Genomic DNA, 24359 nt, shown 5'->3' with positions numbered 1-24359 from the left:
ATCCCAGCGCCTGGCCGCGAGCTTCAGACGTCGAATGGCTGGCAAGCAGCACGAAACAGATGCCAGCGTCAAACTGTCGCATCGCGGTGACACACGGAACCTTCTCTAATGTGCCAAATAGTCAGCATCAGCCTTCGATGATAGAATGCTGCGTCGCCGCAGCGCCGGCTGCCGTTCACACCGAGCCGCTCGAAGTTCGGTCAGGTCCCCGATATTGATGGAGTTACGCGTGTCTTCAAGACGCCTTTTCCGCCCGTTGCTCGCCCTTCTGCTGATCGGCTCCGCGGGTGTCTATAGCGCTGCGAAAGCGCAGACTCAACCGAAGGCCCCCGACACGATGGAAGCGCGCGTGCAAGGGTGCACGGCGTGTCACGGCACCCACGGCCAGGGTACGGACAACGACTACTTCCCCCGTCTCGCGGGCAAGCCGGCCGACTATCTGTACAACCAGCTCCAGAATTTCCGCGAAGGGCGCCGCAAGTACCCGCCCATGAACTACCTCGTCACGTATCTCTCCGACGACTACCTTCATCAGATCGCCACTTACTTCTCGCAACAGCGTCCGCCGTATCCGGTGCCGGCCAAGCCGACGGTGTCGCAAACCACGCTCGCGCGCGGCCAGCAGATCGTGCTGAATGGCGACACCACGAAACAGATTCCGGCTTGCGCGGCCTGCCACGGCAAGGGCTTGACCGGTATGGAACCGGCTATACCGGGTCTGGTTGGCTTGCACGCCGATTACATCAGCGCGCAGCTCGGCGCCTGGCGCTCGGGTTCGCGTCACGCGATCGCGCCTGATTGCATGCACACCATCGCCACGCGCCTCACCGACGAAGATGTGAACGCCGTCGCTTCGTGGCTCGCCACGCAGAAGGCTCCACAAAACCCCGTGCCGGCTCCGGCCCGCTCGATGAAGACTCCGCTTGCCTGCGGCAGCGAACCGCAATAAGGCACCGGGAGAGACACTAAATGAAACGCAAGTCTTTGTTCGCCCTCTCGGCAGTCATCGTCGTAGCCGCTGCCGCGCTCGTTCCCGTCCTGTGGTCGGGTGGCGACAACCTGCACAACGGTTCCGCCATGGCCGCAACGCCCGCCGACCAGGCCGCGTTGATCAAGAAGGGCGAGTACCTCGCCCGCGCCGGCGACTGTATCGCCTGCCACACGGTGCGCGGCGGCAAGCAATTCGCCGGCGGCCTGCCCATGGCCACGCCGTTCGGCACGATGTTCACGCCGAACATCACGCCCGACGACCAATACGGCATCGGCAAGTGGACGCAAGACGACTTCTATCGCGCCATGCACACCGGCCGGTCGAAAGACGGCAGCCTGCTGTATCCGGGCTTCCCGTTCACCAGCTACACGAAGGTCACGCGCGCCGACTCGGACGCGATCTACGCGTATCTGCGTTCGGTCACGCCGGTCAACGTGGCGAGCCGTCCGCACGAACTGAAATTCCCGTTCAACCAGCGCAACATGCTGATCGGCTGGCGCACGCTGTTCTTCCGTGAAGGCGAGTACAAGGCGGATCCGACCAAGTCGGTCGAATGGAATCGCGGCGCTTACCTGATCGAAGGCCTCGGCCATTGCGGCATGTGCCACACGTCGATCAACGCGATGGGCGGCCCGGTCAGCTCGGCGGCGTTTGCCGGCGGCCTGATCCCGCTGCAGAACTGGTACGCGCCGTCGCTGACGTCGAACAAGGAAGCCGGCCTCGGCGACTGGGAAACCAAAGACATCGCCGATCTGCTGAAGACCGGCGTATCGAGCCGCGGCGCGGTGTTCGGTCCGATGGCCGAAGTGGTTCACAACAGCCTGCAGTACATGTCGGACGCGGACATCAACGCGATGGCCACGTACCTGAAGACGATTCCGCAGAAGAGCGAAGCGCCGGAAGCGTTGCAGCTCGAAACGTCGGAAAAGTTCGGCGGCGAACTGTTGAAGCAAGGTCAGAAGATCTACGCTGACAACTGCGCGAAGTGTCACGCGGAAAACGGCCTCGGTATGCCGCACGCGTTCCCGCCGCTCGCGAATAACCAGTCGATCCAGATGCCTTCGGCGGTCAACCCGATCCGTATGGTGCTGAACGGCGGTTACCCGCCGAGCACGGACGGCAACCCGCATCCGTACGGCATGCCGCCGTTCGCGCAGGCCCTGTCGAACACGGAAGTGGCCGCTGTCGTGACGTACATTCGTATGTCGTGGGGCAACCACGGCACGGCGGTGTCGCCGCAGCAAGTGTCCGATCTGCGTTCGGCGCCGCTCGACTAAGCAGCGTTCGTCACACCCTGGGCGCGGCCTGCGGAAAACGCGGCCGCGCCCTTCGTTTTTTCAGGACCGGTATCATGTGGGCACTTTTAGTCCGATGAAACCGCGCAGGAGGAAAGAGCCGTGCATGTCGGTGAGCGTTTCAACAGCATTACCCACCTCGTCGGCGCCGTGCTGTCGGTGGCGGGGCTGGCTACGCTCGTCACGATGGGCGCGCTCGACGGCGACGCGTACAAGGTGGTCAGCTTCAGTGTGTACGGTGCGATGCTGATCGTGCTGTATGCTATCTCGACGCTTTACCACAGCGTGCGCAACCCGCGTGTCAAAGCGGTTCTGCAGAAATGCGACCATTCGGCGATCTACCTGCTGATCGCCGGCAGCTACACGCCGTTCACGCTTGTCACGTTGCGTGGGCCGTGGGGCTGGTCGTTATTCGGCGTAAGCTGGGGGCTTGCCGCTCTCGGCATCGTGCAGGAACTGACGCTCGGGCGACGCACCCGCAGCGTTTCGATGGTGCTGTATGTGTTGATGGGATGGCTCGCGCTCGTTGCCGTCCGCCCGCTGGTGCAAGCTTTACCAGCAGCGGGTACCGCCTGGCTCGTGGCCGGCGGGATCATCTATAGCGCCGGCATCTACTTCTTCATCAACGACGAGCGCATCCGGCACGGACATGGTATCTGGCACCTGTTCGTACTGGCGGGCAGTCTGTGTCAATTCGTCAGTGTTGCGCGCTACGTCGCGTAACACGCCACGGCGGCGAAATGCAACTTAAGGCCAGTCAACGTGTCTTGATAGCGCGTTGAAGCATTCGGCATGCGTGTCCCGCGTGCCGCCGATTTCTCTGCGACCGGAACTGGGCTCGGGGCCTCGAACACGCCATGCGGGTGTGTCGATGCCGCGTTGACGCCTGTTTGGGCCCCCTATTGGCCGTTCGCGAAACTGCATTGCAAAGAACTTTTATGTCTTTTGATTCCCTCGGCTTGTCCGAACCGCTGGTCCGCGCTGTACACGAACTCGGCTACACCACCCCGACTCCGATCCAGACCCAGGCTATTCCGGCCGTGCTCAACGGCGGCGATCTGCTGGCCGGCGCGCAGACCGGCACCGGCAAGACCGCCGGCTTCACGCTGCCGATCCTGCAGCGTCTGAACAGCATGCCCGGCGCGACGACGGCCTCCGGCAAGCGCGCCGTGCGCGCGCTGATCCTCACGCCGACGCGTGAGCTCGCCGCCCAGGTCGAAGAAAGCGTGCGCGCGTATGGCAAGTATCTGAAGCTGAAGTCGACCGTGATGTTCGGCGGCGTCGGCATCAATCCGCAAATCGGCGCGCTGCGCAGCGGCGTGGACATCGTCGTCGCGACGCCGGGCCGTCTGCTCGATCACATGCAGCAGAAGACTATCGACCTGTCGCATCTCGAGATTCTCGTGCTCGACGAAGCCGACCGGATGCTCGACATGGGCTTCATCCACGACATCAAGCGCGTGCTCGCGAAGCTGCCGCCCAAGCGTCAGAACCTGCTGTTTTCGGCTACGTTCTCGGACGAAATCAAGACGCTCGCCGACAACCTGCTCGACTCGCCGGCGCTGATCGAAGTGGCGCGCCGTAACACCACGGCGGAAAGCGTCGCGCAAAAGATTCACCCGGTGGATCGCGACAAGAAGCGCGAATTGCTCACGCATCTGATCCAGCAACACAACTGGTTCCAGGTGCTGGTGTTCACGCGCACCAAGCACGGTGCGAATCGTCTGGCCGAACAGTTGACCAAGGACGGCATCAACTCGCTCGCGATTCACGGCAACAAGAGCCAGTCGGCGCGCACGCGCGCGCTGGCCGAGTTCAAGGACAACACGCTGCAAGTGCTGGTGGCAACCGACATCGCCGCACGCGGTATCGATATCGATCAACTGCCGCACGTGGTCAACTTCGATCTGCCGAACGTGCCGGAAGACTACGTGCACCGCATCGGTCGTACGGGCCGCGCGGGCGCGACGGGCGAAGCGATTTCGCTGGTGTGCGTCGACGAACTGCAATTGCTGAAGGACATCGAGAAGCTGATCAAGCGTCAGGTGCCGCAGGAAGTGATCGCCGGTTTCGAGCCGGATCCGACTGCAAAGCCGGAGCCGATTCTGCGTCGTGGCCAAGGTGGCGGTGGCGGCGGCGGACGTTCGCCGCGTCAGGGTCAAGGCGCGCCGAAGCGCGATGGCGCGGGCGCCGCGAAGCCGGCGCAACGCTCGGGTCAACGCCCGGCCGGTGGTCAGCAACAGCCGAAGCCGCAAGGCGCGAAGCCGGCCGGCAACGGCGGCCAGCCGCGCCGCGACGGTCAGCGTCAGGACGACCGTCCGCGCGCAGTCGCGCATGAAGGCAGCGGCGCGCAGCATGCGCCGCGCAAGCCCCAGGGCAACAAGCCGCAAGGCGGCAATCCGGGCGCGTTGCTGGGTGGCACGAAGCAGCGTAACGATGCGCCGCGTGGCGGCCAGCCGCCGCGCAGCGGTCAGCGCGGCCGGTAAGCGTTAAGCGTCAAGGCGGCTGGCCCCAGCCGCCGCTTGCTTCAGGTGCTCGATCTGCCGTTCCCATCGATCGAGCACCGTCTCCCTCTCCCCTGCCAGTTCGAACGTAATGCCGCTCGTCAGACGCGCATAACGCACGCTCTGCGCCTCTGCTGTATCGATCGAACCGATCAGATAGACCAGCCCGCTATCGTCGCCTGCCACGCTCGCTAATGGCTTGACGCGCAACTGCACCTGATAGAACGCCTCATCGCAAACAAAGCTCAGCGCCGCGCGCCCGTTTTGCGCGATCGCGCGCGTCGCCCTTGCTTGCGGCCACAACGCGATGCACAGCGTGCGCGAATCGGGCGCATACAACTCGCCGACGCCGAGCAGCGAGCTGCGGATATGGCCGCTCGCATCGACGCTCAACAGCGACGCGGTGAAGCCCATCTTGCTCGCCAGCGACGAACCGTCGAACAACGCGCGCACGGCGTCGGGCCATTCATCGAACACGTTTTGTTCGAGCGGACGTTCGGGTGCGGGGGAATCGCTCATGGTCGTGTGGGTCCGATGACGAGAAATAGCTAAGTCCGCATCATGCCTCGAAAAGCAAATGGCCCGCATCAGCGGGCCATTTGCATCGTCAATTTTTACGTCGATCAGGCGGTTAGGCGATCAGGCGATCAGGCGATCAGGCGATCAGCGGAAGAAAACATAATGCGTGATCTTCGCCAGCGGGTAATGCACGCCAGGCTGAATGCGCGCCGGCAGATCGAGCGGCTTGAGCAGCATCTTCACGCACATGTCGGCCGACAGATTACGCCGCACCAGCGAATTGATCCGTGCCGCGCGTTCGCGGTTGTACGCCGAGTCATGCACGCGCTCCGGATACCGCACCGCGAACACATGGCGCAACGCGATCTCCGAGTCTTCGTTCTTCATCTCCATCACGCGGCGCATCAACGCGCCGAGCACAGCGAGACGGCCATTGCCTTCGATCTTGTTGTACTTTTTGAAGAACCTGAAAAAGTGCTTGTAGTGACGGACTTCGTCGATACGGATGTTGTCCGTAATCTCTTTGAGCACCGGCTCGTCCGAGCATTCGCCGATGGCACGATACAACGTGGCCGTACCGGTTTCCACGACGCAGCGCGCCACCATTTCGAGTGCGCGAGTCTTTTCGAAGTCCTCCACCGAACAGGTTAGCGAGTACTCTTCCATGAACTGGCTAAACGCCTTGTCCCAGTCGAACTCGGGCCACACATAAGCAATGTAGGTTTTGAGCGCGCGGCCATGCTGCATTTCCTCCGGCTCCCACTCGTTGTTGAGCCAGGCCGACACTTCCGGATCGCCGTCAAAAAAAGTACTCAGATTGCTTGTATAAAGATCGGTGCCGCTTTCGATAAACGAAGCGGCGCACAACAGCAGCAGCAGATCTTCATTGGCAACCGCCTTCTGCCGGTCAATGCGGGTGAGATCGATATCCTCGATCCGCCAGGGCATGACGTGGTTCAGCTCTGTGTGCATCTAGTCTTGCTCCGAAAGCTGTATCGACTCGTGAAGCATGCCCGCAACCGCCTGGCTCTCGCCAAGGCGGTCCGCCGTGTCGGATACAGCACTTTGAATTAGAGTTAACCCCTTGTATCTTGCATCTTAGCCGGTGTTTCGCAACTCTGCAGATAACCCAGCACAGACCATGCCGGGTCGTTACAGTTCCAATTCGCGGGTAGTCGAACTCTTCGGTCTGACAAAAACTCAGCGTGCATGAAGCAAAAAAGCCAGCTCGATGAACTGGCTTTTGCTTTGGGAGAAGGTACTTCGCGTGGCTTCGAAGCGGCCCGCGACGGATTGAACGAAGGCGCGGATCGATACGCTCAGGCCGGTTGAATGCCCTGCATCAAGCGCACCCGGCGCATGCGAAACGCCACGACCACCAGCGACAACCCCGACAACACCGCGGCGATCAGCACGTAATAACTTGGCGCGAGTTTGTCGCCGGTCACGTGAATGAAAGTCTCGACGATCGTCGGCGCAAAGCCGCCGAAAATCGTCACGCCGATGCTGTAACCAATGGAAAGACCGGTCGAGCGCACTTGCGTCGGGAAGATCTCGGACATCAACGCGGGCATCGGTCCAGAGTAAGCGGCTTTGAATATGCCGGCCGTGCCTTGCAGCAGCAGCAACCAGCCGATGGTGGGATGCGACTGCAGCAAGGCGAACATCGGATAGATCAGCGCGCCCATCAACACCGACGTCGTCAGCATGATGCGAATCCGGCCGATGCGATCCGACAGTGCGCCCATGACCGGCGACAACAGAAACTGCAAGCCGCCGTTGAGCACCACCACGCCGAACGACGCCGCCGCCGGCATGTGCAACTGCTTGACCGCGTACATCGGCATGTACAACTGCAGCACGTACACGCCCACCGTGGATTGCGCGACGATGCCCACCGCGAGCAGCAGATTGACCCACTGGCTGGAGAACGAGGCACCCTTCGCTTCTTCCTCGTTCGCGAAGGGGCGAAGGCCGGCTGCCTCGCGAGCTTCACGTGCTTTGTGCAGCGCGAGGAACTCCGGCGTTTCGTCGAGGTGTGAGCGGATGTAATAGCCCACCGGCCCGACCAGCAAGCCGAACATGAACGGCAGACGCCAGCCCCAGCTGTTGAGTTGCTCGGGCGGCATCCACGCGGTCAGCAGCGAGCCGAACGCCGCGGCCGTGATCGCCGCGAGCCCCTGGCTCGCGAACTGCCAGCTCGCGTAATAGCCGCGACGCGACGCGCTGTGTTCGACCATGAAAGCCGTCGCGCTGCCGAACTCGCCGCCCACCGCGAAACCTTGCACGAGCCGCGCGAGCAGGATCAGCACCGGCGCCGCCAGGCCGATCGACGCATACGGCGGCATCACGGCCATCGTGAAGGTGCCGACCATCATCAGCGCGATGGCGAGCGTCAGCGCCGCCTTGCGGCCCTTGCGGTCGCCGTACGTGCCGAGCACGACGGCGCCCAGCGGCCGCATCAGGAACGAGATGCCGAAGGTGGCGATGGCGAGCAGCGTCGACAGCCACTCGTCCTGCATCGGGAAAAACTGTTTGGCGATGATGGTCGCGAAGTAGCCGTAGACCAGAAAGTCGAACCACTCGAGCGCATTGCCCACCGACGACGAAAACACGATCCGTCGCACCATGGCTTTGGAAAGCGGTGCGGGCGCGGCATGAGGGGAAACTGCCGCCGAAGGCGACGCGGGGGTGTGCATGATGTCTCTACCTTGTCTGATACCGGTCTGAACCGTGATGGGCCTGAAGCGCCACTGACCATGCCTAATGCATACCCCACAACCGCACCGAAGCCCCGCACGAACGCGCGTCGTCTCCGGTACTACCCGTGAGTCAAACGCGAAGCAGCGCGGCGTCCTGAAGCTCCTGAACCGCACCGCCTCGCCTGTGTGACGGAATCAGAACCCGGCCGCCAGGCCGTCGCGACGGCTATCGCTCGCCGCCACATAACCGCGCTCCGGTTCGTTGCGATCGAGCTTCCAGATGTACTGGCCAGAGCCGAAATCCATATACGGATCGTCGACCGACTTGATCGTGTGGCCCAGCTTCTGCAACGCCTCGGCGGTGCGCGGATCGAGTGTCGATTCGATGTCGATCGTGAAGTCGCGGTTGACCTTCCAGCGCGGCGCGTCGCACGCGGCCTGCGGCTGCTGGCCGTAGTCGAGCATCCGTACGATGGATTGCAGATGGCCTTGCGGCTGCATGTCGCCGCCCATCACGCCGAAGCTCATCACCGCTTCCTGCCGGCCGTCCACCTGCTGCGTGAGGAATGACGGAATGATCGTGTGGAACGGCCGCTTGCCGCCTTCCACCACGTTCGGCGATTTCGGATCCATCGAAAAACCGCAGCCGCGGTTCTGCATCGCGATGCCGCTGTCCGGCACCACGATGCCCGAGCCGAAGCCCATGTAGTTCGACTGGATGAAGCTGACCATCATGCCGCGCTCGTCCGCCACCGACATATAGATCGTGCCGCCCGCCTTCGGCATGCCGAAATCGAACTGCGTGGCGCGCTTGTGATCGATCAGCTTCGCGCGCGACGTGAGGTACGCGTCGTCGAGCATCTGCTCGGGCGTGACGTCCATGGAGCGCGGATCGGCGACGTAGCGGTACACGTCGGCGAACGCCAGCTTCATCGCTTCGATCTGCAAGTGCTGCGACTCGACGTTGTCGACCGTCATCTCCTTCACGTCGAATTTTTCGAGGATGCCCAGCGCGATCAACGCCGCAATACCCTGGCCGTTCGGCGGAATCTCATGCACGGTGTGGCCGCGATATTCCTTGCCGATCGGCTCGACCCAATCCGCGCGGTAGTTGCGCAGGTCGTCGAGCGTCAGCGCGGCGCCGCCTTCGCGGGCGAACGCGGCGATCTGTTCGGCGATCTCGCCTTCGTAGTACGCGCGCGGGCCTTGCTCGGCGAGCTTGCGCAGCGTCTTCGCGTGACCGGGAAAGCGCACCAGTTCGCTCACTTCCGGCGCGCGGCCGCGCGGCATGAAGGTTTGTGCGAAGCCCGGCAGATCCTTCAACTCCGGCACGGCGGCCGCCCATTTATAGGCGACGATGCTCGCCACCGCGTGGCCGCGCTCGGCGATTTCGATCGCCGGTTCCATCAGGTCGGCGAACGGCAGCGAGCCGAACTTCTGATGCAGCGCTTCCCAGCCGGCGATCACGCCGGGCACCGTCACCGCGTCCCAGCCACGCTTGGGTTGTTGCGCCAGACCGTTTTCCTCGCCGTACTTGCGCTTGAAGTAGTCGACGTTCCACGCCGCCGGCGACACGCCCGACGCGTTCAGACCATGCAGCTTCTTGCCGTCCCACACCAGCGCGAACGCATCGCCGCCGAGGCCGCACGACACCGGCTCGACCACCGTGATGGCGGCCGCGGCCGCGATCGCCGCGTCGACGGCATTGCCGCCTTTCCACAGCATGCGCAGCCCTGCCTGCGCGGCGAGCGGATGCGAAGTCGAAACGATGTTGCGCGCGAATACGGGCAGACGCGGCGTCGGGTAAGGGTTTTGCCAGTTGAAGCCAGTCATGTCGAACACTCTCGAAAGCGCGGTCCCGGCTCGTGACAGCGGCCGGCAACCAAGGGGAATTGAATCAACTACGGATCAAATGCAGGTCAAATGCGGATCACATACAGGCAGCGCAGAACCTCGGATTGCAGCGCGATCTGGCCCAAAAAACAAATTCATTTATCAAATGAATAAATGCGTAAACGACCTGAATAGATCGAGGGTCAGTCGTCCGGTATCTTATGGATGTCGCACGACCTGGCAGACAACCCCAGCGATGGTCTTACAATAGCCCTATCCCCGTTCACGCTTCGGCCGCCCTCCAGACTAGCTTGCAGCGTCGGTGGCGGCCGGCGCCGACAAAAAACCCACGAACCGAGACACATGACCCGAGACCCCCGCCTGACTCTCAATGCCCGGCAACAGGAACTGCTGGAGTGGGTGCAACGCGACGGCTTCGTAACCGTGGACGACCTCGCGGCCCACTTCGACGTAACGCCGCAGACGATCCGCCGCGACGTCAACTGGCTCGCCGACATGAATCTGCTGCGCCGTTATCACGGCGGCGCGAGTCTGCCGACCAGTTCCGAAAACGTCTCGTACACCGCGCGTCAGCGCATGTTCCACGAAGAGAAACGGCGCATCGCGGCGTTAGTGGCCACTCACATTCCCGATCAGGCGTCGCTGTTTATCAACCTCGGCACGACGACCGAAGAAGTCGCCCGCGCGCTGAACCGGCATCGCGGCCTGCGCGTGATCACCAACAATCTGAACGTCGCCAGCATGATGAGCGGCTATCCGGATTGCGAGGTGCTGGTCACGGGCGGGATCGTGCGGCCGTGGGACAAAGGGATCGTGGGCGAACTGGCGATCGATTTCATCCGCCAGTTCAAGGTGGATTTCGCGATTATCGGCACGTCGGCGATCGAAACGGACGGCACGTTGCGCGATTTCGATACCCGCGAAGTGCGTGTGGCCGAAGCGATCATCGAGCATGCGCGCACCGTGTTTCTCGCCGCCGACAACTCCAAATTCGGCCGCCCGGCGCTGGTTCGTCAAGGGCATCTGGATCAGATCGACGCGCTCTTTACGGACGCCGCGCCGCCTGCGGAAATGGCCGAGACGCTTATCGCGGCGAATTGCCAGGTGTATATCGCCGAGTGAGTGGCGTTAGGTGCGGTGGGTGGGTTGGCGCTGAGTCGCGGTAGCGCCGCCTCCCAGCCGAAGGCAACTTGCCGCCGCGTCGCGCCCAATTTCCCCCTGCTCCACCCATCCCGCCCAGGCGTTTTCCGCCATGCTGCACCGCACGCGAAACTTCGAGTGAAATCAAGCTTTTAGCCGAGGCTCCAAACCGCCTCGACGGCATCGGATTGTCAAAGGGAAAATTTACTGGGGTCCCTTTGGTGTTTAACGTGCGGTTGACTACACTCCAGTTCCCCGGCGTCCGTTGCGCAATTTGCGTAGCGGCGGCCGCGTGAATCTGTCGTGTGAACCGTACTTCCCGCCTGATCCTCTAGCGGACTTCACTGGCACCTGGCCAGTTGCCGACAAGGCCGTCCGCGTTTGCTTGACATGGAGAGAACGATGCTAAGTCCGCATGAATTCGCCACGTTGTTGCTCGTCAAGGACGCTCCCCATCAAGTCGACATGGAGCGAGAAGAACTCGACGCCCTGCTTGAACGCCAATTAGTGCAACTCGAACGGCTCGCATCGGGCAACGAACAATGGCGCGTGACTGAAATCGGCGACAGCGCATTGCGGGCTATCAAACGTTTTTCGTAGCGTCGGTAGGACGGCGGGCTTGCCTTATTACTTTGAATGAAAGCGGACGTTCATCCGAACGCCCGCTTTTGTTGTGCGCGACGCATTTACACAGTAAATTGACGCGACGGACTTCCACCCCTCGCGCATGCCCAAAACCCTTTCCGCCGACGACATCCAGCAATTCCGCGAAGCAATGCGCAGCGTAGCCGAAAACGCGTTCGCCACGCGCGGCGCGCAAGGCGTGACGATGCGTGAACTAGCGAAGGAGCTAGGCTGTAGCGCGATGACGCCGTACCGCTACTTCCGCGACAAGGACGACATTCTGGCGATGGTCCGCGCCGCCGCGTTCAATCGTTTCGCGGCGCACCTCGAAGCCGCCGCGGAGAATGCGTCCGGAGACAATCGTCTGGCGGTGAGCGACGCCTACGTCGCGTTCGCCCTCGACGAGCCGCACGCGTATCGTTTGATGTTCGATGTGAATCAGCCGGAAGGCGGCTATCCGGATCTCGCCGCTGCGGCGCTGCGTGCACAGGAAATGCTGTCCAGGCATTTCGAACGGCTGGTCGACGCGGGGCTTCTGAAAGGCGATCCGCAGTTGATCGGCTATGCATATTGGGCGAGTCTGCACGGATTCACGATGCTCGCGCTCGCCAATCAGTTGCCGTTGCCCGAGGCGCAGCAACCGCCCGGTCATACGGCACCGACTCGGGAAGCTGTGCTCGCTCAGCTTCGTGGGATGTTGTGGCGCGGCGCCCAGCCGTAGCCGTAGCCGTAGCCACAGCCGCCGCACAGCCGGTCTTAAGCACCAACCCACGCCAACCGCTCAAGCGACCGGCCAACACCCCAACCTGCCCCGCAGCGCGCCTGCCTCAACCGTTCCGCAAAGTCGGATCGGTCGCCGCGCGCCAGCTCAACGCCTTGGCCCGCTGGTCGATGAAAAACGCCACCCACTGATTGCGCACTTGCGGATCCGTACTCAAACCCTGGCTCGCAAAGCGCTGAGCGATAGACGCCTGAAATCCGCAAAAATCATCTTTCGACAGTTTGCCGTGGCGGTTCGCCACATAAGCATCGAACAACGCGTCGTAAACGCTTTGCGCGTCTTTGCCGTAGTCGACCGTCTGGGCGCTGCACATCTGCTGCAACGACACGAATGACGGTGCGCCCATCGTGCCGCTCAGGCTCGGCGAGCTGACGCATCCCGCGAGCAATACGGCGGCGCCGATCATCAAAAGTCCACGCATGAATTCACCTCGAAATGGCTGCTGCCGAGAGTATCGTCCGTGGCCGCGTGTTGCGCCACCACCTCAGCCACCGGGTTAGAGGTTCCCCTAAGACAAGCGAACTTTACTTTTTCGAATATGTTCATTAAAGTTCGAAAACGAACACTATCGGTTCGATAGCTTTTCCTAACCGCTTTACGCAAACAGACGCAGGGGACACAGCAGGTGACGCAAGGCTCGAGATACGATTTGCTCGTCGTGGGCGGCGGGATCAACGGCGCAGGCATCGCTCGCGATGCGGCGGGCCGCGGCCTGTCGGTGTTGCTCTGCGAACAGGACGATCTGGCGGCGCATACTTCGTCGGCCAGCACCAAGCTGATTCACGGCGGCCTGCGCTACCTCGAATACCGCGAGTTCGGCCTGGTGCGCAAAGCGCTGCAGGAGCGTGAAACGCTGCTGCGCGCGGCGCCGCACATCATGTGGCCGCTGCGCTTCGTGATGCCGCACATGCCCGACCTGCGCCCGGCGTGGATGATCCGCGCCGGCCTGTTCCTGTACGACCACCTCGCGAAACGCGAAATGCTGCCGGGCTCGCGCGGCATCGTGATGCGCAACCATCCGGCGGGCGCGCCGCTGGTCGATTCGATCAAGCGCGGTTTCGTGTATTCGGACGGCTGGGTCAACGACGCGCGCCTCGTCGTGCTGAACGCGCTGGACGCCGAAGAGCGCGGCGCGAAGATTCTCACCCGCACGCGGCTGGTCAGCGCGGTGCGCGCCGGCGGCGAGTGGCGCGCGCAACTGAAGCGCGCGGACGGCACGATTCTCGACGTGCGCGCTGCCTCGATCGCGAACGCCGCGGGCCCGTGGGTCGGCGAACTGTTGCATGGCGCACTGGGCCGCGAAGCGTCGCACAGCGTGCGCCTCGTGAAAGGCAGCCACATCGTCACGCGGCGCCTGTTCGACCACGATCACGCATACATCTTCCAGAATCCGGACAAGCGCATCATCTTCGCGATTCCGTACGAACATGACTACACGCTGATCGGCACGACCGATATCGAATACCGCGGCGACCCGTCGCAAGTGGCGATCACGCCCGACGAAACGCAGTACCTGTGCGACTCGATCAACCGCTACTTCAAGCAGAAGATCTCGCCGGCCGACGTGCGCTGGACCTACTCGGGCGTGCGTCCGCTGCTCGAGGAAGAAGGCGCGGACAATCCGTCGGCGGTCACGCGCGACTACTCGCTCGAACTCGATTCGCCCGCAGGCGAAGCACCGCTGCTGTCGGTGTTCGGCGGCAAGATCACCACCTTCCGCAAGCTCGCGGAAGAAGCCGTCGACAAACTCACGCACGCGCTGCACAAGAGCGCGGCGTCGTGGACGGCGGGCGCGCCGCTGCCCGGCGGCGACATCCCGAACGCGAACTTCGAGCGCTTCCTGACTGAATTCAAGCAGCAGCACGCCTGGCTGCCGGCCGACCTCGCGCACCGTTTGGCCCGTGCGTACGGCACGCGCGTCAAGCACGTGATCGGCAATGCACACTCGATTGCAGACCTCGGCCGCGCCTTCGCGCCAGGTCTCTACGAAGCCGAACTGACTTACCTGCGCGACACCGAATGGGCGCGCAGCGCTCAAGACGTGCTGTGGCGCCGTTCGAAACTCGGCCTGCACGTCGAACCGGGCACGCTCGATTCGATCACGCAAGAAATCGACGCATGGTTCGCCCGCGAACCGTTCCGACAGAGCGCGTAGTCAGGCACATCAGCGAGCAGCGCCTTCGCTGCTCGCGGCAAACCGAATTCCTTTTACCCCTCGGCCGAAGCAAGCCGGGACGCACCACCACATCTGTTGCTGTTGCAGCCCGCTTAAAACAACAAGCCGTTCCCGTCGCCGTTCAACAGTCCGGCGATTCATAAAACGCATGGAGAAGAGACAATGCAGGATCAGTACATTCTCGCCCTCGACCAGGGCACCACGAGCTCGCGTGCCATGCTGTTCGACCGGCTCGGCAATGTCGTGTCGACGGCGCAGAAAGAATTCCAGCAAATCTATCCGCGTCCGGGTTGGGTCGAACACGACCCGCAGGAAATCTGGTCGACCCAGGCCGGTGTTGCCGCCGAAGCCGTCACGCGCGCCGGCATGAACGGCACGTCGATCGCGGCGATCGGCATCACCAATCAGCGCGAAACCACCATCGTGTGGGATCGCGAAACCGGCCACCCGATCTATAACGCGATCGTCTGGCAAGACCGCCGCACCGCCGATTTCTGCGACCAGCTCAAGGAGCAAGGTCTCGAAGAAAAAGTCCGCGCGAAAACCGGCCTGCCGATCGACTCGTATTTCTCGGCAACCAAGATCCGCTGGATTCTCGACAACGTGGAAGGCGCACGCGAAAAGGCCAAACAGGGCCGCCTCGCGTTCGGCACCGTGGATAGCTGGCTGGTGTGGAATTTCACCAAGGGCGGCCTGCACGTCACCGACGTGACCAACGCGTCGCGCACCATGCTGTTCAACATCCACACGCTGCAGTGGGACAACGAACTGCTCGAAGCGCTCGACATTCCGCGCAGCATGCTGCCGGAAGTGCGTCCTTCGTCGGAAGTGTACGGCCCGACCAAGACCACCGTATTCGCTTCGAAGATTCCGCTCGCGGGCATCGCCGGCGATCAGCACGCTGCCCTCTTCGGCCAGATGTGCACGCAGTCGGGCATGGTGAAGAACACCTACGGCACGGGCTGCTTCCTCGTGATGAACACCGGCGAAAAGCCGATCGAATCGAAGAACAACCTCGTCACGACGATCGCCTGGCAGATCGGCGACAAGATCAACTACGCGCTGGAAGGCAGCATCTTTATCGGCGGCGCGGTGGTGCAATGGCTGCGCGACGGCCTCGGCATCATCAAGAACGCGGCTGAAATCGAAACGCTGGCGCGCAGCGTGCCGCACACCGACGGCGTGTATCTCGTGCCCGCGTTTGCCGGCCTCGGCGCGCCGCACTGGAACGCCCGCGCTCGCGGCACGCTGTTCGGCGTGACGCGCGGCACGACCTCGGCGCACATTGCCCGCGCCGCGCTCGATTCGATCGCCTACCAGTCGCTCGACGTGCTGAAGGCGATGGAAGCCGACTCCGGCATTCGCATCGGCGAGTTGCGCGTGGACGGTGGCGCTTGCGCGAACAATCTGCTGATGCAGTTCCAGGCAGACATTCTCGGCGTCGATGCGGTGCGCCCGAAGGTGTCGGAAACGACCGCGCTCGGCGCGGCGTATCTGGCCGGTCTCGCGGTCGGCTACTGGAAAGACGTGGACGAGCTGCAAAGCCAGTGGGCGCTCGACCGCCGCTTCACGCCCGCATTGCCGCACGCCGAGGTCAAGTCCAACCTCGACGGCTGGCAGCGCGCGATCCGCGCCGCGAAGGCGTGGGCCGATACGCCCTGAGCGTAGCGTTACCCCTCACCAGACAAACTTTCGACATAACGAAGCCGCTGATCCAGCGGCTTCCCTAACAACTATATTTCGGATACCCAATCATGTCTCCTTACATAGCGGAATTCATCGGTACCGCGCTTCTGGTGCTGCTCGGCAACGGCGCGGTCGCCAACGTGCTGCTCGCGCGCACCAAGGGCAAGGGCGCGGACCTGATCGTGATCGTGATGGGCTGGGCGATGGCCGTGTTCATCGCGGTCTACGTCACCGCATCGTTCAGCGGCGCTCACCTGAATCCGGTCGTGACGATCAGCCTCGCGCTGGCCGGCAAATTCGCGTGGGCCAAGGTGCCCGGCTACGTGGCCGCGCAGATGCTCGGCGGGATGGCGGGCGCGCTGCTCGTGTGGATCGCCTATCGTCAGCACTTCGAGAAGGAAGCCGATGCCGACGTGAAGCTCGGCGTGTTCTGCACCGCGCCGGCGATTCGCAGCGTGCCGCATAACCTGCTCACCGAAATGATCGCCACCTTCGTGCTGATTCTCGGCGTGCTGTATCTGGCGTCGCCGCAAGTCGGCCTGGGCGCGCTCGACGCGCTGCCGGTCGGCCTGCTGGTGCTCGGCATCGGCATCTCGCTCGGCGGCCCGACGGGTTACGCAATGAGCCCGGCGCGCGATCTGTCGCCGCGTCTGATGCACGCGCTGCTGCCGATTCCGGGCAAGCGCAGCAGCGACTGGAGCTATGCGTGGATTCCGGTCTGCGGTCCGCTGCTGGGCGGCGCGGCTGCCACGGCGCTGTACATGTTCCTGCACGCCATGCACTAAGCTCGCGGCACAGCGGGTTCAAGCCGGGACGATGGTCCTCCGAGGGCCGTCCCGGCGACAGCGGAATGAGAGCGGCGTCGCGCAGACGACGCCAAAGCACGTATCATGATGCTTTCAATCTGCGCGCACGAGCTTGCAACTGTCTTGCCAATGCGCGTTCCGCTTTCCGTTCCCAAGCATGATCGACCACCTCATCTGTGACTGCGACGGCGTACTCGTCGACAGCGAAATCATCGCCGACCGCGTGATGCTCGCCACGCTCAACGCGACCTTCCCCGGCCTCGACTTCGAACCCGTCGTCAAAACGGCGTTTGGCCAGCAGATGTCGCGCTTTCTCGAAGGTATCGAGAAGTCCTTCGACATCGCGTTGCCCGCGAATTTCCTGAACACCGTCGAACACAGCGTCGAGCTCGAACTCGCGGCGTCGCTCGGTCCGATCAATGGCGTACGCGAGGCCTTGCAGCGCGTCAGCTTGCCGGCGGCCGTCGTGTCGAACAGCCGCATGGCGCGCGTGCATGCGTCGGTGCGGCGCGCGGGTTTACAGCAGATTTTCGGCGAGCGGATTTTCAGTGCCGAACAAGTGGCACGGCCCAAGCCTTATCCCGACGTCTATCTGTTCGCCGCGCAAACGCTGGGCGTGGAACCTTCACGCTGCGTCGTGGTAGAGGACAGTGTCGCGGGTTTGAACGCCGCGCGCGCGGCGGGCATGAAGACGATCGCGTTCGTCGGCGCAAGCCATATTCCGGACGGTTACGCGGACGCGCTCCGCAAGATGGGCATGACGCGCATCATGAAGCACATGGATGAGTTACCCGCGCTGGTGGAAGCCGGCGTGCGCGGTGAGTTCGGCGACCAGCAGTCGTAGGCGCTTGGCCGTTGCTTAGAAAAAAAGGCTGGCTCTCGATGAGAGCCAGCCTTTTTGCATTTCCACTCGCGACGCACGTGATCAGGTGATCATGCGCCGCGCGACGTCACCTCATCACGCCTCGTCAGCCACGCACTCGCGTGCCTGCGCCAGCGCCTGACGAAACTCCACCAGTTCGGCGATCGTCAGCATCGGCAGATTGTGTTGCGCGGCGAAGCGCTCCACCTCGGCGCCACGCGTCATCGTGCCGTCGGCGTTCATCAGTTCGCACAGCACGCCGGCCGGTTTCAGACCCGCGAGAACCGCCAGGTCCACCGTGCCTTCGGTGTGACCGCGACGCGCCAGCACGCCGCCGGGCATCGCGCGCAACGGGAACACGTGACCCGGACGCACGATGTCGGCAGGTTTCGCGTTATCCGCGATCGCGGCGCGAATCGTCGTCACGCGGTCGAGTGCGGACACGCCGGTCGTCACACCGTCGCGCGCTTCAATCGAGACCGTGAACGCGGTGCCGTGACGGCTTTCGTTGTTGACCGCCATGGGCGGCAATTCGAGCGCGCGGATCTTCTCGTCGGGCAGGCACAGGCAGACGATGCCGCTGCATTCGCGGATCAGCAACGCCATGGTTTCGACGGAAAGACGCTCGGCCGAGACGATCAGATCGGCTTCGTTCTCACGGTCGTGGTCGTCTTGCAGAACCACGGCGCGGCCATCGCGCATGGCTTGCAACGCGGCGGCGATACGCGGCGGAACGGGTTCGGTGGCGAGCAGCGGGAGATCGAGGAAAGCGTCATCCGCAATCGTCGACGGAACAGGAAAAGTAGCAAAGGTCATGATTGAAACGCTCATCGCAAAAGTTGGGCGAAAAACGTTTCAGGGCATTGCAAACAGACAAAGACGCGCCGTTGAACGCCGCGCAAAGCGACGCTCGCGCACCGCTCAAAATTGCGAGCGGCGTCACGGAAACGAACATGACTATCTGCACATCTTCTTCCATCCGGACTATGACCGTCGGCTCTGGCTTCTCACCAGATCTGCTGACCCCGCTGCGATCTTTCCGACTCGAAAGACCGCGCGATGCGGGCGCTCGCGGGCTCACCGGCTCACGCTTTCGCGCTGCCGGCATACCGCCGGTGGGGAATTTCACCCCGCCCTGAAGACGCACTGATTGCCGGAAACGACCGGCTGGCAAAGCATACAGCAGTCACGCCGGGTCTGCAGCGCAACCCCTACTGAACGGATGGAGAACGCTACCTGGTCGGTGTGGAGCGCGTCCGTTCTGGACCTACGTCAAACTGGCGCGGCCTCGCGGGCCGGTTCATGCGCTTCGTGTGCTTCATGTGTCGTGTCGCGCGCGGCGGCGTGCGTCGTCGTTTCGCGCACCGTCTCGTGCGACGGCGGCACGTCCCAACGCGGCGGCGTTTCAGCCTTCAACGTCACGCGAAACGCGCGCGCTTCGGTGTCGCCCGGATTGCGCAGGCTGTGCGGCTGGTCGGCGTCGAACACGATCGCGTCGCCCGTGGCGAGCAATTGACGCTGGTCGTGCACGCTGACTTCGAGCGTGCCTTCACTGACCACGAGATTCACCGTCGTGCCCGGCGCGCGGCGCGTGCCGGCTTCGGTATGCAACGCCGCGATACGCAACTCGTGAAACTCGGCGACGGTCGGCTCGGCGTCGGGATAAAGCGGTCGCGCCGAATAGCGACCGTTGGCACTGACGAGCCGCGACGAGCGCTCGGCCGGCAAGTGTTCGAAGCCGTTGGTCGCATGGCGTCGCAGAAACGCGGCGACCGATACTTTCAACGCGGCGGCGACCTTGCACAGCACTTTGATCGACGGCACGCTGCGCGCCGATTCGATCTGCGCGAGCATGGCGCGCGAGACGCCGGAAGCGCGGGCCAACGCGTCGAGCGATAGTTGCCGCTCGGCGCGCAAACGGGCGAGATTCACGCCGACGAGATGTTCGAGTGCATCGAAAGGTTCGGCGGCACGCGGCGACGCTGCGGTGTCAGCCGCGGGATCGCGAACCAGCGCAAGCGGGGAATGCATGATTGCCTCCAGGAGCGCCGCCGGACGGCGGGCAAGCAGTTAGTGGAAGCAAGATAGCATCGCGATTGGCCACGCCCAACGAAGTTATCTTCACACTGTTATCAGCATTGCGGAGGACGATTCTCGCAAAGCTTGTGCGAATTTTTCATATGCGCCGCCGCGCCAGTTTTTAAGCCCGCTGCGCCACCGCCGAACCCGGCGCATCCATCCGCGCGGCAAACCAGGTCAACAACAAAGCCACCACACTGACCGCCGCCGCGACCCACGGCAACGTATCCAGCGAATGCCCGTGGTTGATCACCAATCCACCCAGCCACGCTCCGCCCGCATTGCCCACATTGAACGCGCCGATATTCAACGTCGACGCCAGATTCGGCGCCGCGGCCGCCTTCTCGACCACCCGCATCTGCAACGGCGGCACCGTCGCGAACGCCGCGATACCCCACACGAAGATCGTGATCGCCGCCGCCACCTGCGAATGGCTGGTGCGCGCGAAAATCGCCATCACCACCGCCAGCGCGACCAGAATGCCCATCAGCGAAGGCATCAGCGCGCGGTCCGCGAGCTTGCCGCCCACCGTGTTGCCGATCGTGAGCCCCACGCCGAACAGCACCAGAATCAACGTCACGCCGCGCGGCGAGAAACCGCTCACCTGCTCGAGAATCGGCGCGATATAGGTGAACACCACGAACACGCCGCCGAAGCCAAGCACGGTCGTCGCGAGCGCGGTCCAGACTTGCGGGTCCTTCAGCACGCGCACTTCATGACCGAGACCGACCGGACCGGCGTCATGACGATTCGGCACCAGCAGCGACACACCTGCCAGCGACAGCACGCCGAACACGCTAACAATCCAGAACGCCGCGCGCCAGCCGAATTCCTGACCGACGAAGGTGCCGAACGGCACGCCGAGCACATTGGCGAGCGTCAAGCCGGTGAACATCAGCGCGATCGCGCTGGCCCGCTTTTCAGCCGACACCAGCGACGCCGCCACCACTGCGCCGATCCCGAAGAACGAGCCGTGCGCGAACGAAGTCACGACCCGCGCGATCATCAGCACGGAATAGCTGGACGCGATCGCGCACAGCGTATTGCCGACGATGAACACGCCCATCAGCAGTTGCAACGCGAGCTTGCGCGGCATCTTGCTGGTGACGACCGCCAGCAGCGGCGCACCGACTGCGACGCCGAGCGCATAGCCGCTCACCAGCAAACCCGCCGACGGAATCGACACGGACAGATCGCGCGCGACGTCGGGCAGTAAGCCCATGATGACGAATTCGGTCGTACCGATCGCGAAGGCGCTAATGGCTAGCGCAAGTAATGGAATGGGCATTTTTTAAACCTCCATGAATCAAGATTGAGCGTGCTGCAGCGCCGTCACGAATTCGATGACGACGCCCGGCGCGAGCGCCACGAAGAGCTGCACTTCGGCGGGTTGCGGTCCCATCTGCGGCACCTGCGCGCTTTGGTACTCCACGCCGGTGGCGTGCAGACGCCCGAGCAGCGCCTGCCACTCGGCGGCGTTCTCCAGCCGGAACGCAATGTGGTCGATACGCGGTGCCGCTCGGCCCGTCACGGCAGGCACCGTCGCGTCGATCAGATGGATCACCGGCCGGCTGGCGTTCGCGTACAGCCAGTAACCATCGATCGAAAACGGCGGACGCGCGCCGTCGACCAGCCCCACGACATCGACGAAAAAACGTCGGGCGGTGTCGAGGTCGGCGGTAACGATCGTTGCGTGATCGAGTTGCATGGCGTGGGCGCCTCAGCGCAAGGCATTAGGGTTTTCGAGGAGTGGATTGTCGGCGCTGAGCGACGGTTTGATAATTGGCGTAGCATTTGAAGCATTATCAAATTATTTTTGAAAGCCACGCGATGGATAACCTTGGTGACATCCGCCTCTTCGTCGAAGCGGCGCAGCAGGGCAGCCTGTCGGCGGCGGGCCGCAAGATGGGTTTGACGCCGGCCGCCGCGAGCGCGCGCCTCGCCAAACTGGAAGCCGGGCTGAAAGCGCGTTTATTCGAGCGCACCACCCGCCAGCTCCGGCTGACCGATGAAGGCCGCCTCTACCTGAACTGCTGCCGCCAGGCGCTGCAATCACTCGACGACGCCGAAGCCGCGCTGCAAGCGGGTCAGGGCGTGGTGCGCGGCAAGGTGCGCATTTCCGCGACGTCGGATTTCGGCCGCAATCTGCTAATGCACTGGCTCGACGAGTTCAACGCGCTTTACCCGGAGGTAACGTTCGCGCTGACGCTGTCGGACTCGCTGTCGAATCTGGTACAGGAAGACATCGATCTGGCGATCCGCTTCGGCGTACCGCAAGACAGTTCGCTGGTGGCCCGCAAGCTGGCGCCGAACCGGCGCGTGCTGTGCGCGTCGCCGGATTACATCGCGCGCAAGGGCGAGCCGAAAGATCCGCTCGATCTCGCCAATTTCGATTGCATCGTGCTGGGCACCGCGACCGGCCTCGCGAACGAGTGGCGCTTCACGCGCGGCGACGAAACGCAGCACTACACGGTGCCGTTCGAAACCGCCCGCGAGACCAACGACGGCGCGGTCGCCCGCGAATGGGCGCTGCGCGGCTACGGCATCGTGATCAAGTCGATGTGGGATGTGGAAGCGGATCTGCGCGCCGACGGCCTGAAAGTGCTGCTGCCCGACTGGCGCTATCCCGACGCGCCGCTGCACGCGCTTTACCACCGCAACCGCTTCATGGCGCCGCGCGTGCGCGTGTTGCTGGATTTCCTGAGCGAGCGCTTCGCGCAGGTTTCGGGCGAACTGGAAAGCCTGCTGGGCTTGCCGCCGGAGCGGCCGCGCGGCAACGCGGGCGCGGAAAGCCCGGCCGTTGAAGGGCTATAATATTGAGTTACGCAGCACCTTGCCTGCATGTTTCGCCCCCACTCCACCTTTTAAAAGACGCCCCCAGGTTAACCACTGCGACCGGCGAAATTCGATGACCAAGAAAGTTTATGTAAAGACGTATGGCTGCCAGATGAACGAGTACGACTCCGACAAAATGGTCGACGTACTCGGCGCGGCTGAAGGACTCGTCAAGACCGACACGCCGGAAGACGCCGACGTGATTCTGTTCAACACCTGTTCGGTGCGCGAAAAAGCGCAGGAGAAGGTCTTCTCCGAACTCGGCCGCGTGCGCGAATTGAAAGAAGCGAACCCGAATCTGATCATCGGCGTGGGCGGTTGTGTGGCAAGCCAGGAAGGTGCCTCGATCGTGGCGCGCGCGCCGTACGTGGATCTGGTGTTCGGTCCGCAAACGCTGCACCGTCTGCCGCAAATGATCGACAAGCGCCGTGAAACTGGCCGCCCGCAAGTCGACATCTCGTTCCCGGAAATCGAAAAGTTCGATCACCTGCCGCCGGCACGCGTGGACGGTCCGAGCGCGTTCGTGTCGATCATGGAAGGCTGCAGCAAGTACTGCAGCTACTGCGTCGTGCCGTACACGCGCGGCGAAGAAGTGTCGCGCCCGCTCGACGACGTGCTGACCGAAATCGCCGGCCTCGCCGACCAGGGCGTGCGTGAAGTCACGCTGCTCGGCCAGAATGTGAACGCGTACCGTGCCGGCATCACGCTCGGCTCGACCGAAATCGCCGACTTCGCTCAACTGATCGAATACGTCGCCGATATTCCGGGCATCGAACGGATTCGCTACACCACGTCGCATCCGAAGGAATTCACGCAGCGCCTGATCGACGCCTACGCGAAGGTGCCGAAGCTCGTCAGCCATCTGCATCTGCCGGTGCAGCACGGCTCCGACCGCATTCTGATGGCCATGAAGCGCGGCTACACGGTGCTCGAATACAAGTCGGTGATTCGCAAGCTGCGCGCGATTCGCCCTGACCTGTCGCTGTCCACCGACATGATCGTCGGCTTCCCCGGCGAGACCGAGGAAGACTTCGACAAGATGATGACGCTCGTGCACGAGATGCAGTACGACACCAGCTTCTCGTTCATCTACAGCCCGCGTCCGGGCACGCCGGCCGCGAATCTGCACGACGACACGCCGCGCGAAGTGAAGCTCAAACGCCTGCAACATCTGCAGGCTACGATCGAAGAAAACGTGCAGCGCATCAGCGATTCGATGGTCGGCAAGATCGAGCGCATTCTGGTCGAGCGCCCGGCGCGCAAGGACCCGAACGAACTCGCGGGCCGCACCGAGAACAACCGGGTGGTGAATTTCCCGGCGCCGATCGCGTCGCACGCGCGGCTGATCGGCCAGATGGTGGACGTGAAAATCGTCCATGCGTACCCCCATTCGCTGCGTGGCGAGCTGGTGCTGGTGCATGACGACGCGCCCGCCACGACCCACTGAGCGACAGTAACGTAACCCGCAGCGCGAACCGCGCCGCCCACTCCGCGTATCGAAACCG

23 protein-coding genes and 1 riboswitch are annotated in these 24359 nt (G+C 63.2%); of the genes, 14 read left to right on the top strand and 9 right to left on the bottom strand.

What is annotated here, in order from left to right; translation table 11 throughout:
* Positions 1 to 217 precede the first annotated feature (217 nt).
* The 4 genes from GGD40_RS15805 (at position 218) to GGD40_RS15790 (ending at position 4772) form a co-directional block, all read left to right on the top strand.
* Positions 218 to 949, top strand: coding sequence for a c-type cytochrome (locus GGD40_RS15805; RefSeq protein WP_179708432.1), 732 nt, complete (start codon positions 218 to 220; stop codon positions 947 to 949).
* 20 nt (positions 950 to 969) lie between these two features.
* The gene (locus tag GGD40_RS15800; RefSeq protein ID WP_179744188.1) at positions 970 to 2268 is read left to right on the top strand and encodes a c-type cytochrome; all 1299 of its coding nucleotides are present in this window, start codon (positions 970 to 972) and stop codon (positions 2266 to 2268) included.
* A 120-nt stretch (positions 2269 to 2388) separates the two neighbouring features.
* Positions 2389 to 3009 carry a PAQR family membrane homeostasis protein TrhA gene (trhA, locus tag GGD40_RS15795; protein ID WP_035548452.1) on the top strand — a complete coding sequence of 207 codons (621 nt, stop codon included), beginning with the start codon at positions 2389 to 2391 and terminating at the stop codon, positions 3007 to 3009.
* A 215-nt stretch (positions 3010 to 3224) separates the two neighbouring features.
* The gene (locus tag GGD40_RS15790) at positions 3225 to 4772 is read left to right on the top strand and encodes a DEAD/DEAH box helicase (RefSeq protein WP_179744187.1); all 1548 of its coding nucleotides are present in this window, start codon (positions 3225 to 3227) and stop codon (positions 4770 to 4772) included.
* A gap of 3 nt (positions 4773 to 4775) precedes the next feature.
* Here the strand turns inward: GGD40_RS15790 and GGD40_RS15785 are convergent, their stop codons facing one another.
* Together GGD40_RS15785 and GGD40_RS15780 are read right to left on the bottom strand one after the other, a co-directional pair.
* Complete coding sequence (locus GGD40_RS15785) at positions 4776 to 5309, bottom strand: pyridoxamine 5'-phosphate oxidase family protein (RefSeq protein WP_179744186.1); 534 nt, start codon at positions 5307 to 5309, stop codon at positions 4776 to 4778.
* Between the two features lie 144 nt (positions 5310 to 5453).
* Positions 5454 to 6281, bottom strand: a complete 828-nt coding sequence (locus GGD40_RS15780) for a ferritin-like domain-containing protein (protein WP_105509552.1) — start codon at positions 6279 to 6281, stop codon at positions 5454 to 5456.
* 237 nt (positions 6282 to 6518) lie between these two features.
* On the opposite strand from GGD40_RS15780, the gene GGD40_RS36935 reads away from it, so the two are divergent.
* On the top strand, positions 6519 to 6641 hold the full coding sequence (locus tag GGD40_RS36935) for a hypothetical protein (RefSeq protein WP_257030412.1): 123 nt from the start codon (positions 6519 to 6521) through the stop codon (positions 6639 to 6641).
* Here GGD40_RS36935 and GGD40_RS15775 read toward each other — a convergent pair.
* A complete protein-coding gene (locus GGD40_RS15775; RefSeq protein WP_179744185.1) occupies positions 6629 to 8008 on the bottom strand; it encodes an MFS transporter in 1380 nt (459 codons plus the stop codon). The two genes, GGD40_RS36935 and GGD40_RS15775, sit on opposite strands and share 13 nt — an antisense overlap.
* A gap of 198 nt (positions 8009 to 8206) precedes the next feature.
* A complete protein-coding gene (locus GGD40_RS15770; RefSeq protein ID WP_179744184.1) occupies positions 8207 to 9844 on the bottom strand; it encodes a gamma-glutamyltransferase family protein in 1638 nt (545 codons plus the stop codon).
* A 363-nt stretch (positions 9845 to 10207) separates the two neighbouring features.
* Between GGD40_RS15770 and GGD40_RS15765 the strand changes: the two genes are divergently transcribed.
* From GGD40_RS15765 to GGD40_RS15755, 3 genes are all read left to right on the top strand, one after another.
* Positions 10208 to 10987 carry a DeoR/GlpR family DNA-binding transcription regulator gene (locus tag GGD40_RS15765; RefSeq protein WP_035548466.1) on the top strand — a complete coding sequence of 260 codons (780 nt, stop codon included), beginning with the start codon at positions 10208 to 10210 and terminating at the stop codon, positions 10985 to 10987.
* Between the two features lie 420 nt (positions 10988 to 11407).
* Positions 11408 to 11605 carry a hypothetical protein gene (locus GGD40_RS15760; protein ID WP_035548469.1) on the top strand — a complete coding sequence of 66 codons (198 nt, stop codon included), beginning with the start codon at positions 11408 to 11410 and terminating at the stop codon, positions 11603 to 11605.
* Between the two features lie 127 nt (positions 11606 to 11732).
* Positions 11733 to 12350 (top strand): TetR/AcrR family transcriptional regulator, encoded by a 618-nt coding sequence (locus GGD40_RS15755; RefSeq protein WP_179744183.1) that lies wholly within the window; start codon positions 11733 to 11735, stop codon positions 12348 to 12350.
* Between the two features lie 106 nt (positions 12351 to 12456).
* Here the strand turns inward: GGD40_RS15755 and GGD40_RS15750 are convergent, their stop codons facing one another.
* The gene (locus GGD40_RS15750; protein ID WP_179744182.1) at positions 12457 to 12831 is read right to left on the bottom strand and encodes a hypothetical protein; all 375 of its coding nucleotides are present in this window, start codon (positions 12829 to 12831) and stop codon (positions 12457 to 12459) included.
* 204 nt (positions 12832 to 13035) lie between these two features.
* Here GGD40_RS15750 and glpD point away from each other — a divergent pair, with 204 nt between their 5' ends.
* From glpD to GGD40_RS15730, 4 genes are all read left to right on the top strand, one after another.
* Positions 13036 to 14565 carry a glycerol-3-phosphate dehydrogenase gene (gene glpD, locus GGD40_RS15745; RefSeq protein WP_179708420.1) on the top strand — a complete coding sequence of 510 codons (1530 nt, stop codon included), beginning with the start codon at positions 13036 to 13038 and terminating at the stop codon, positions 14563 to 14565.
* A 183-nt stretch (positions 14566 to 14748) separates the two neighbouring features.
* Entirely contained in the window at positions 14749 to 16248 is a 1500-nt protein-coding gene (gene glpK / locus GGD40_RS15740) for a glycerol kinase GlpK (RefSeq protein ID WP_179708418.1), read from the top strand.
* Positions 16249 to 16340: 92 nt separating this feature from the next.
* Positions 16341 to 17057 carry an MIP/aquaporin family protein gene (locus tag GGD40_RS15735; RefSeq protein WP_179708416.1) on the top strand — a complete coding sequence of 239 codons (717 nt, stop codon included), beginning with the start codon at positions 16341 to 16343 and terminating at the stop codon, positions 17055 to 17057.
* 178 nt (positions 17058 to 17235) lie between these two features.
* Positions 17236 to 17922 (top strand): HAD family hydrolase, encoded by a 687-nt coding sequence (locus tag GGD40_RS15730; protein ID WP_179744181.1) that lies wholly within the window; start codon positions 17236 to 17238, stop codon positions 17920 to 17922.
* Positions 17923 to 18036: 114 nt separating this feature from the next.
* On the opposite strand, the gene ribB is transcribed toward GGD40_RS15730, so the two are convergent.
* The 4 genes from ribB to GGD40_RS15710 all read right to left on the bottom strand — a co-directional run bounded on the left by ribB (position 18037) and on the right by GGD40_RS15710 (position 21727).
* Positions 18037 to 18756 (bottom strand): 3,4-dihydroxy-2-butanone-4-phosphate synthase, encoded by a 720-nt coding sequence (gene ribB, locus GGD40_RS15725; RefSeq protein ID WP_035548487.1) that lies wholly within the window; start codon positions 18754 to 18756, stop codon positions 18037 to 18039.
* Positions 18757 to 18903: 147 nt separating this feature from the next.
* A riboswitch (FMN riboswitch) is annotated at positions 18904 to 19087 on the bottom strand.
* Positions 19088 to 19212: 125 nt separating this feature from the next.
* Complete coding sequence (locus tag GGD40_RS15720) at positions 19213 to 19971, bottom strand: helix-turn-helix domain-containing protein (protein WP_179708414.1); 759 nt, start codon at positions 19969 to 19971, stop codon at positions 19213 to 19215.
* Positions 19972 to 20140: 169 nt separating this feature from the next.
* Positions 20141 to 21307 carry an MFS transporter gene (locus GGD40_RS15715; RefSeq protein ID WP_179744180.1) on the bottom strand — a complete coding sequence of 389 codons (1167 nt, stop codon included), beginning with the start codon at positions 21305 to 21307 and terminating at the stop codon, positions 20141 to 20143.
* 18 nt (positions 21308 to 21325) lie between these two features.
* Complete coding sequence (locus GGD40_RS15710) at positions 21326 to 21727, bottom strand: VOC family protein (protein ID WP_179708410.1); 402 nt, start codon at positions 21725 to 21727, stop codon at positions 21326 to 21328.
* A gap of 122 nt (positions 21728 to 21849) precedes the next feature.
* On the opposite strand from GGD40_RS15710, the gene GGD40_RS15705 reads away from it, so the two are divergent.
* Positions 21850 to 22833 (top strand): LysR family transcriptional regulator, encoded by a 984-nt coding sequence (locus GGD40_RS15705; protein ID WP_179708408.1) that lies wholly within the window; start codon positions 21850 to 21852, stop codon positions 22831 to 22833.
* A 94-nt stretch (positions 22834 to 22927) separates the two neighbouring features.
* Positions 22928 to 24301, top strand: a complete 1374-nt coding sequence (gene miaB, locus GGD40_RS15700) for a tRNA (N6-isopentenyl adenosine(37)-C2)-methylthiotransferase MiaB (RefSeq protein WP_179744179.1) — start codon at positions 22928 to 22930, stop codon at positions 24299 to 24301.
* Positions 24302 to 24359: the final 58 nt, after the last annotated feature.

It is taken from the genome of Paraburkholderia bryophila (assembly GCF_013409255.1).
In the GTDB taxonomy this organism is placed as follows: domain Bacteria; phylum Pseudomonadota; class Gammaproteobacteria; order Burkholderiales; family Burkholderiaceae; genus Paraburkholderia.
Note: the sequence above shows the minus strand (reverse complement) of the source record. Positions and strands in the feature narration are given on the sequence as shown.

Coding starts and splice junctions, on each gene's coding strand:
- GGD40_RS15805 (WP_179708432.1), top strand. CDS start 218: ATGGAGTTACGCGTGTCTTCAAGACGCCTTTTCCGCCCGTTGCTCGCC.
- GGD40_RS15800 (WP_179744188.1), top strand. CDS start 970: ATGAAACGCAAGTCTTTGTTCGCCCTCTCGGCAGTCATCGTCGTAGCC.
- GGD40_RS15790 (WP_179744187.1), top strand. CDS start 3,225: ATGTCTTTTGATTCCCTCGGCTTGTCCGAACCGCTGGTCCGCGCTGTA.
- GGD40_RS15785 (WP_179744186.1), bottom strand. CDS start 5,309: ATGAGCGATTCCCCCGCACCCGAACGTCCGCTCGAACAAAACGTGTTC.
- GGD40_RS15780 (WP_105509552.1), bottom strand. CDS start 6,281: ATGCACACAGAGCTGAACCACGTCATGCCCTGGCGGATCGAGGATATC.
- GGD40_RS36935 (WP_257030412.1), top strand. CDS start 6,519: ATGAAGCAAAAAAGCCAGCTCGATGAACTGGCTTTTGCTTTGGGAGAA.
- GGD40_RS15775 (WP_179744185.1), bottom strand. CDS start 8,008: ATGCACACCCCCGCGTCGCCTTCGGCGGCAGTTTCCCCTCATGCCGCG.
- GGD40_RS15770 (WP_179744184.1), bottom strand. CDS start 9,844: ATGACTGGCTTCAACTGGCAAAACCCTTACCCGACGCCGCGTCTGCCC.
- GGD40_RS15765 (WP_035548466.1), top strand. CDS start 10,208: ATGACCCGAGACCCCCGCCTGACTCTCAATGCCCGGCAACAGGAACTG.
- GGD40_RS15760 (WP_035548469.1), top strand. CDS start 11,408: ATGCTAAGTCCGCATGAATTCGCCACGTTGTTGCTCGTCAAGGACGCT.
- GGD40_RS15755 (WP_179744183.1), top strand. CDS start 11,733: ATGCCCAAAACCCTTTCCGCCGACGACATCCAGCAATTCCGCGAAGCA.
- GGD40_RS15750 (WP_179744182.1), bottom strand. CDS start 12,831: ATGCGTGGACTTTTGATGATCGGCGCCGCCGTATTGCTCGCGGGATGC.
- glpK (WP_179708418.1), top strand. CDS start 14,749: ATGCAGGATCAGTACATTCTCGCCCTCGACCAGGGCACCACGAGCTCG.
- GGD40_RS15735 (WP_179708416.1), top strand. CDS start 16,341: ATGTCTCCTTACATAGCGGAATTCATCGGTACCGCGCTTCTGGTGCTG.
- GGD40_RS15730 (WP_179744181.1), top strand. CDS start 17,236: ATGATCGACCACCTCATCTGTGACTGCGACGGCGTACTCGTCGACAGC.
- ribB (WP_035548487.1), bottom strand. CDS start 18,756: ATGACCTTTGCTACTTTTCCTGTTCCGTCGACGATTGCGGATGACGCT.
- GGD40_RS15720 (WP_179708414.1), bottom strand. CDS start 19,971: ATGCATTCCCCGCTTGCGCTGGTTCGCGATCCCGCGGCTGACACCGCA.
- GGD40_RS15715 (WP_179744180.1), bottom strand. CDS start 21,307: ATGCCCATTCCATTACTTGCGCTAGCCATTAGCGCCTTCGCGATCGGT.
- GGD40_RS15710 (WP_179708410.1), bottom strand. CDS start 21,727: ATGCAACTCGATCACGCAACGATCGTTACCGCCGACCTCGACACCGCC.
- GGD40_RS15705 (WP_179708408.1), top strand. CDS start 21,850: ATGGATAACCTTGGTGACATCCGCCTCTTCGTCGAAGCGGCGCAGCAG.
- miaB (WP_179744179.1), top strand. CDS start 22,928: ATGACCAAGAAAGTTTATGTAAAGACGTATGGCTGCCAGATGAACGAG.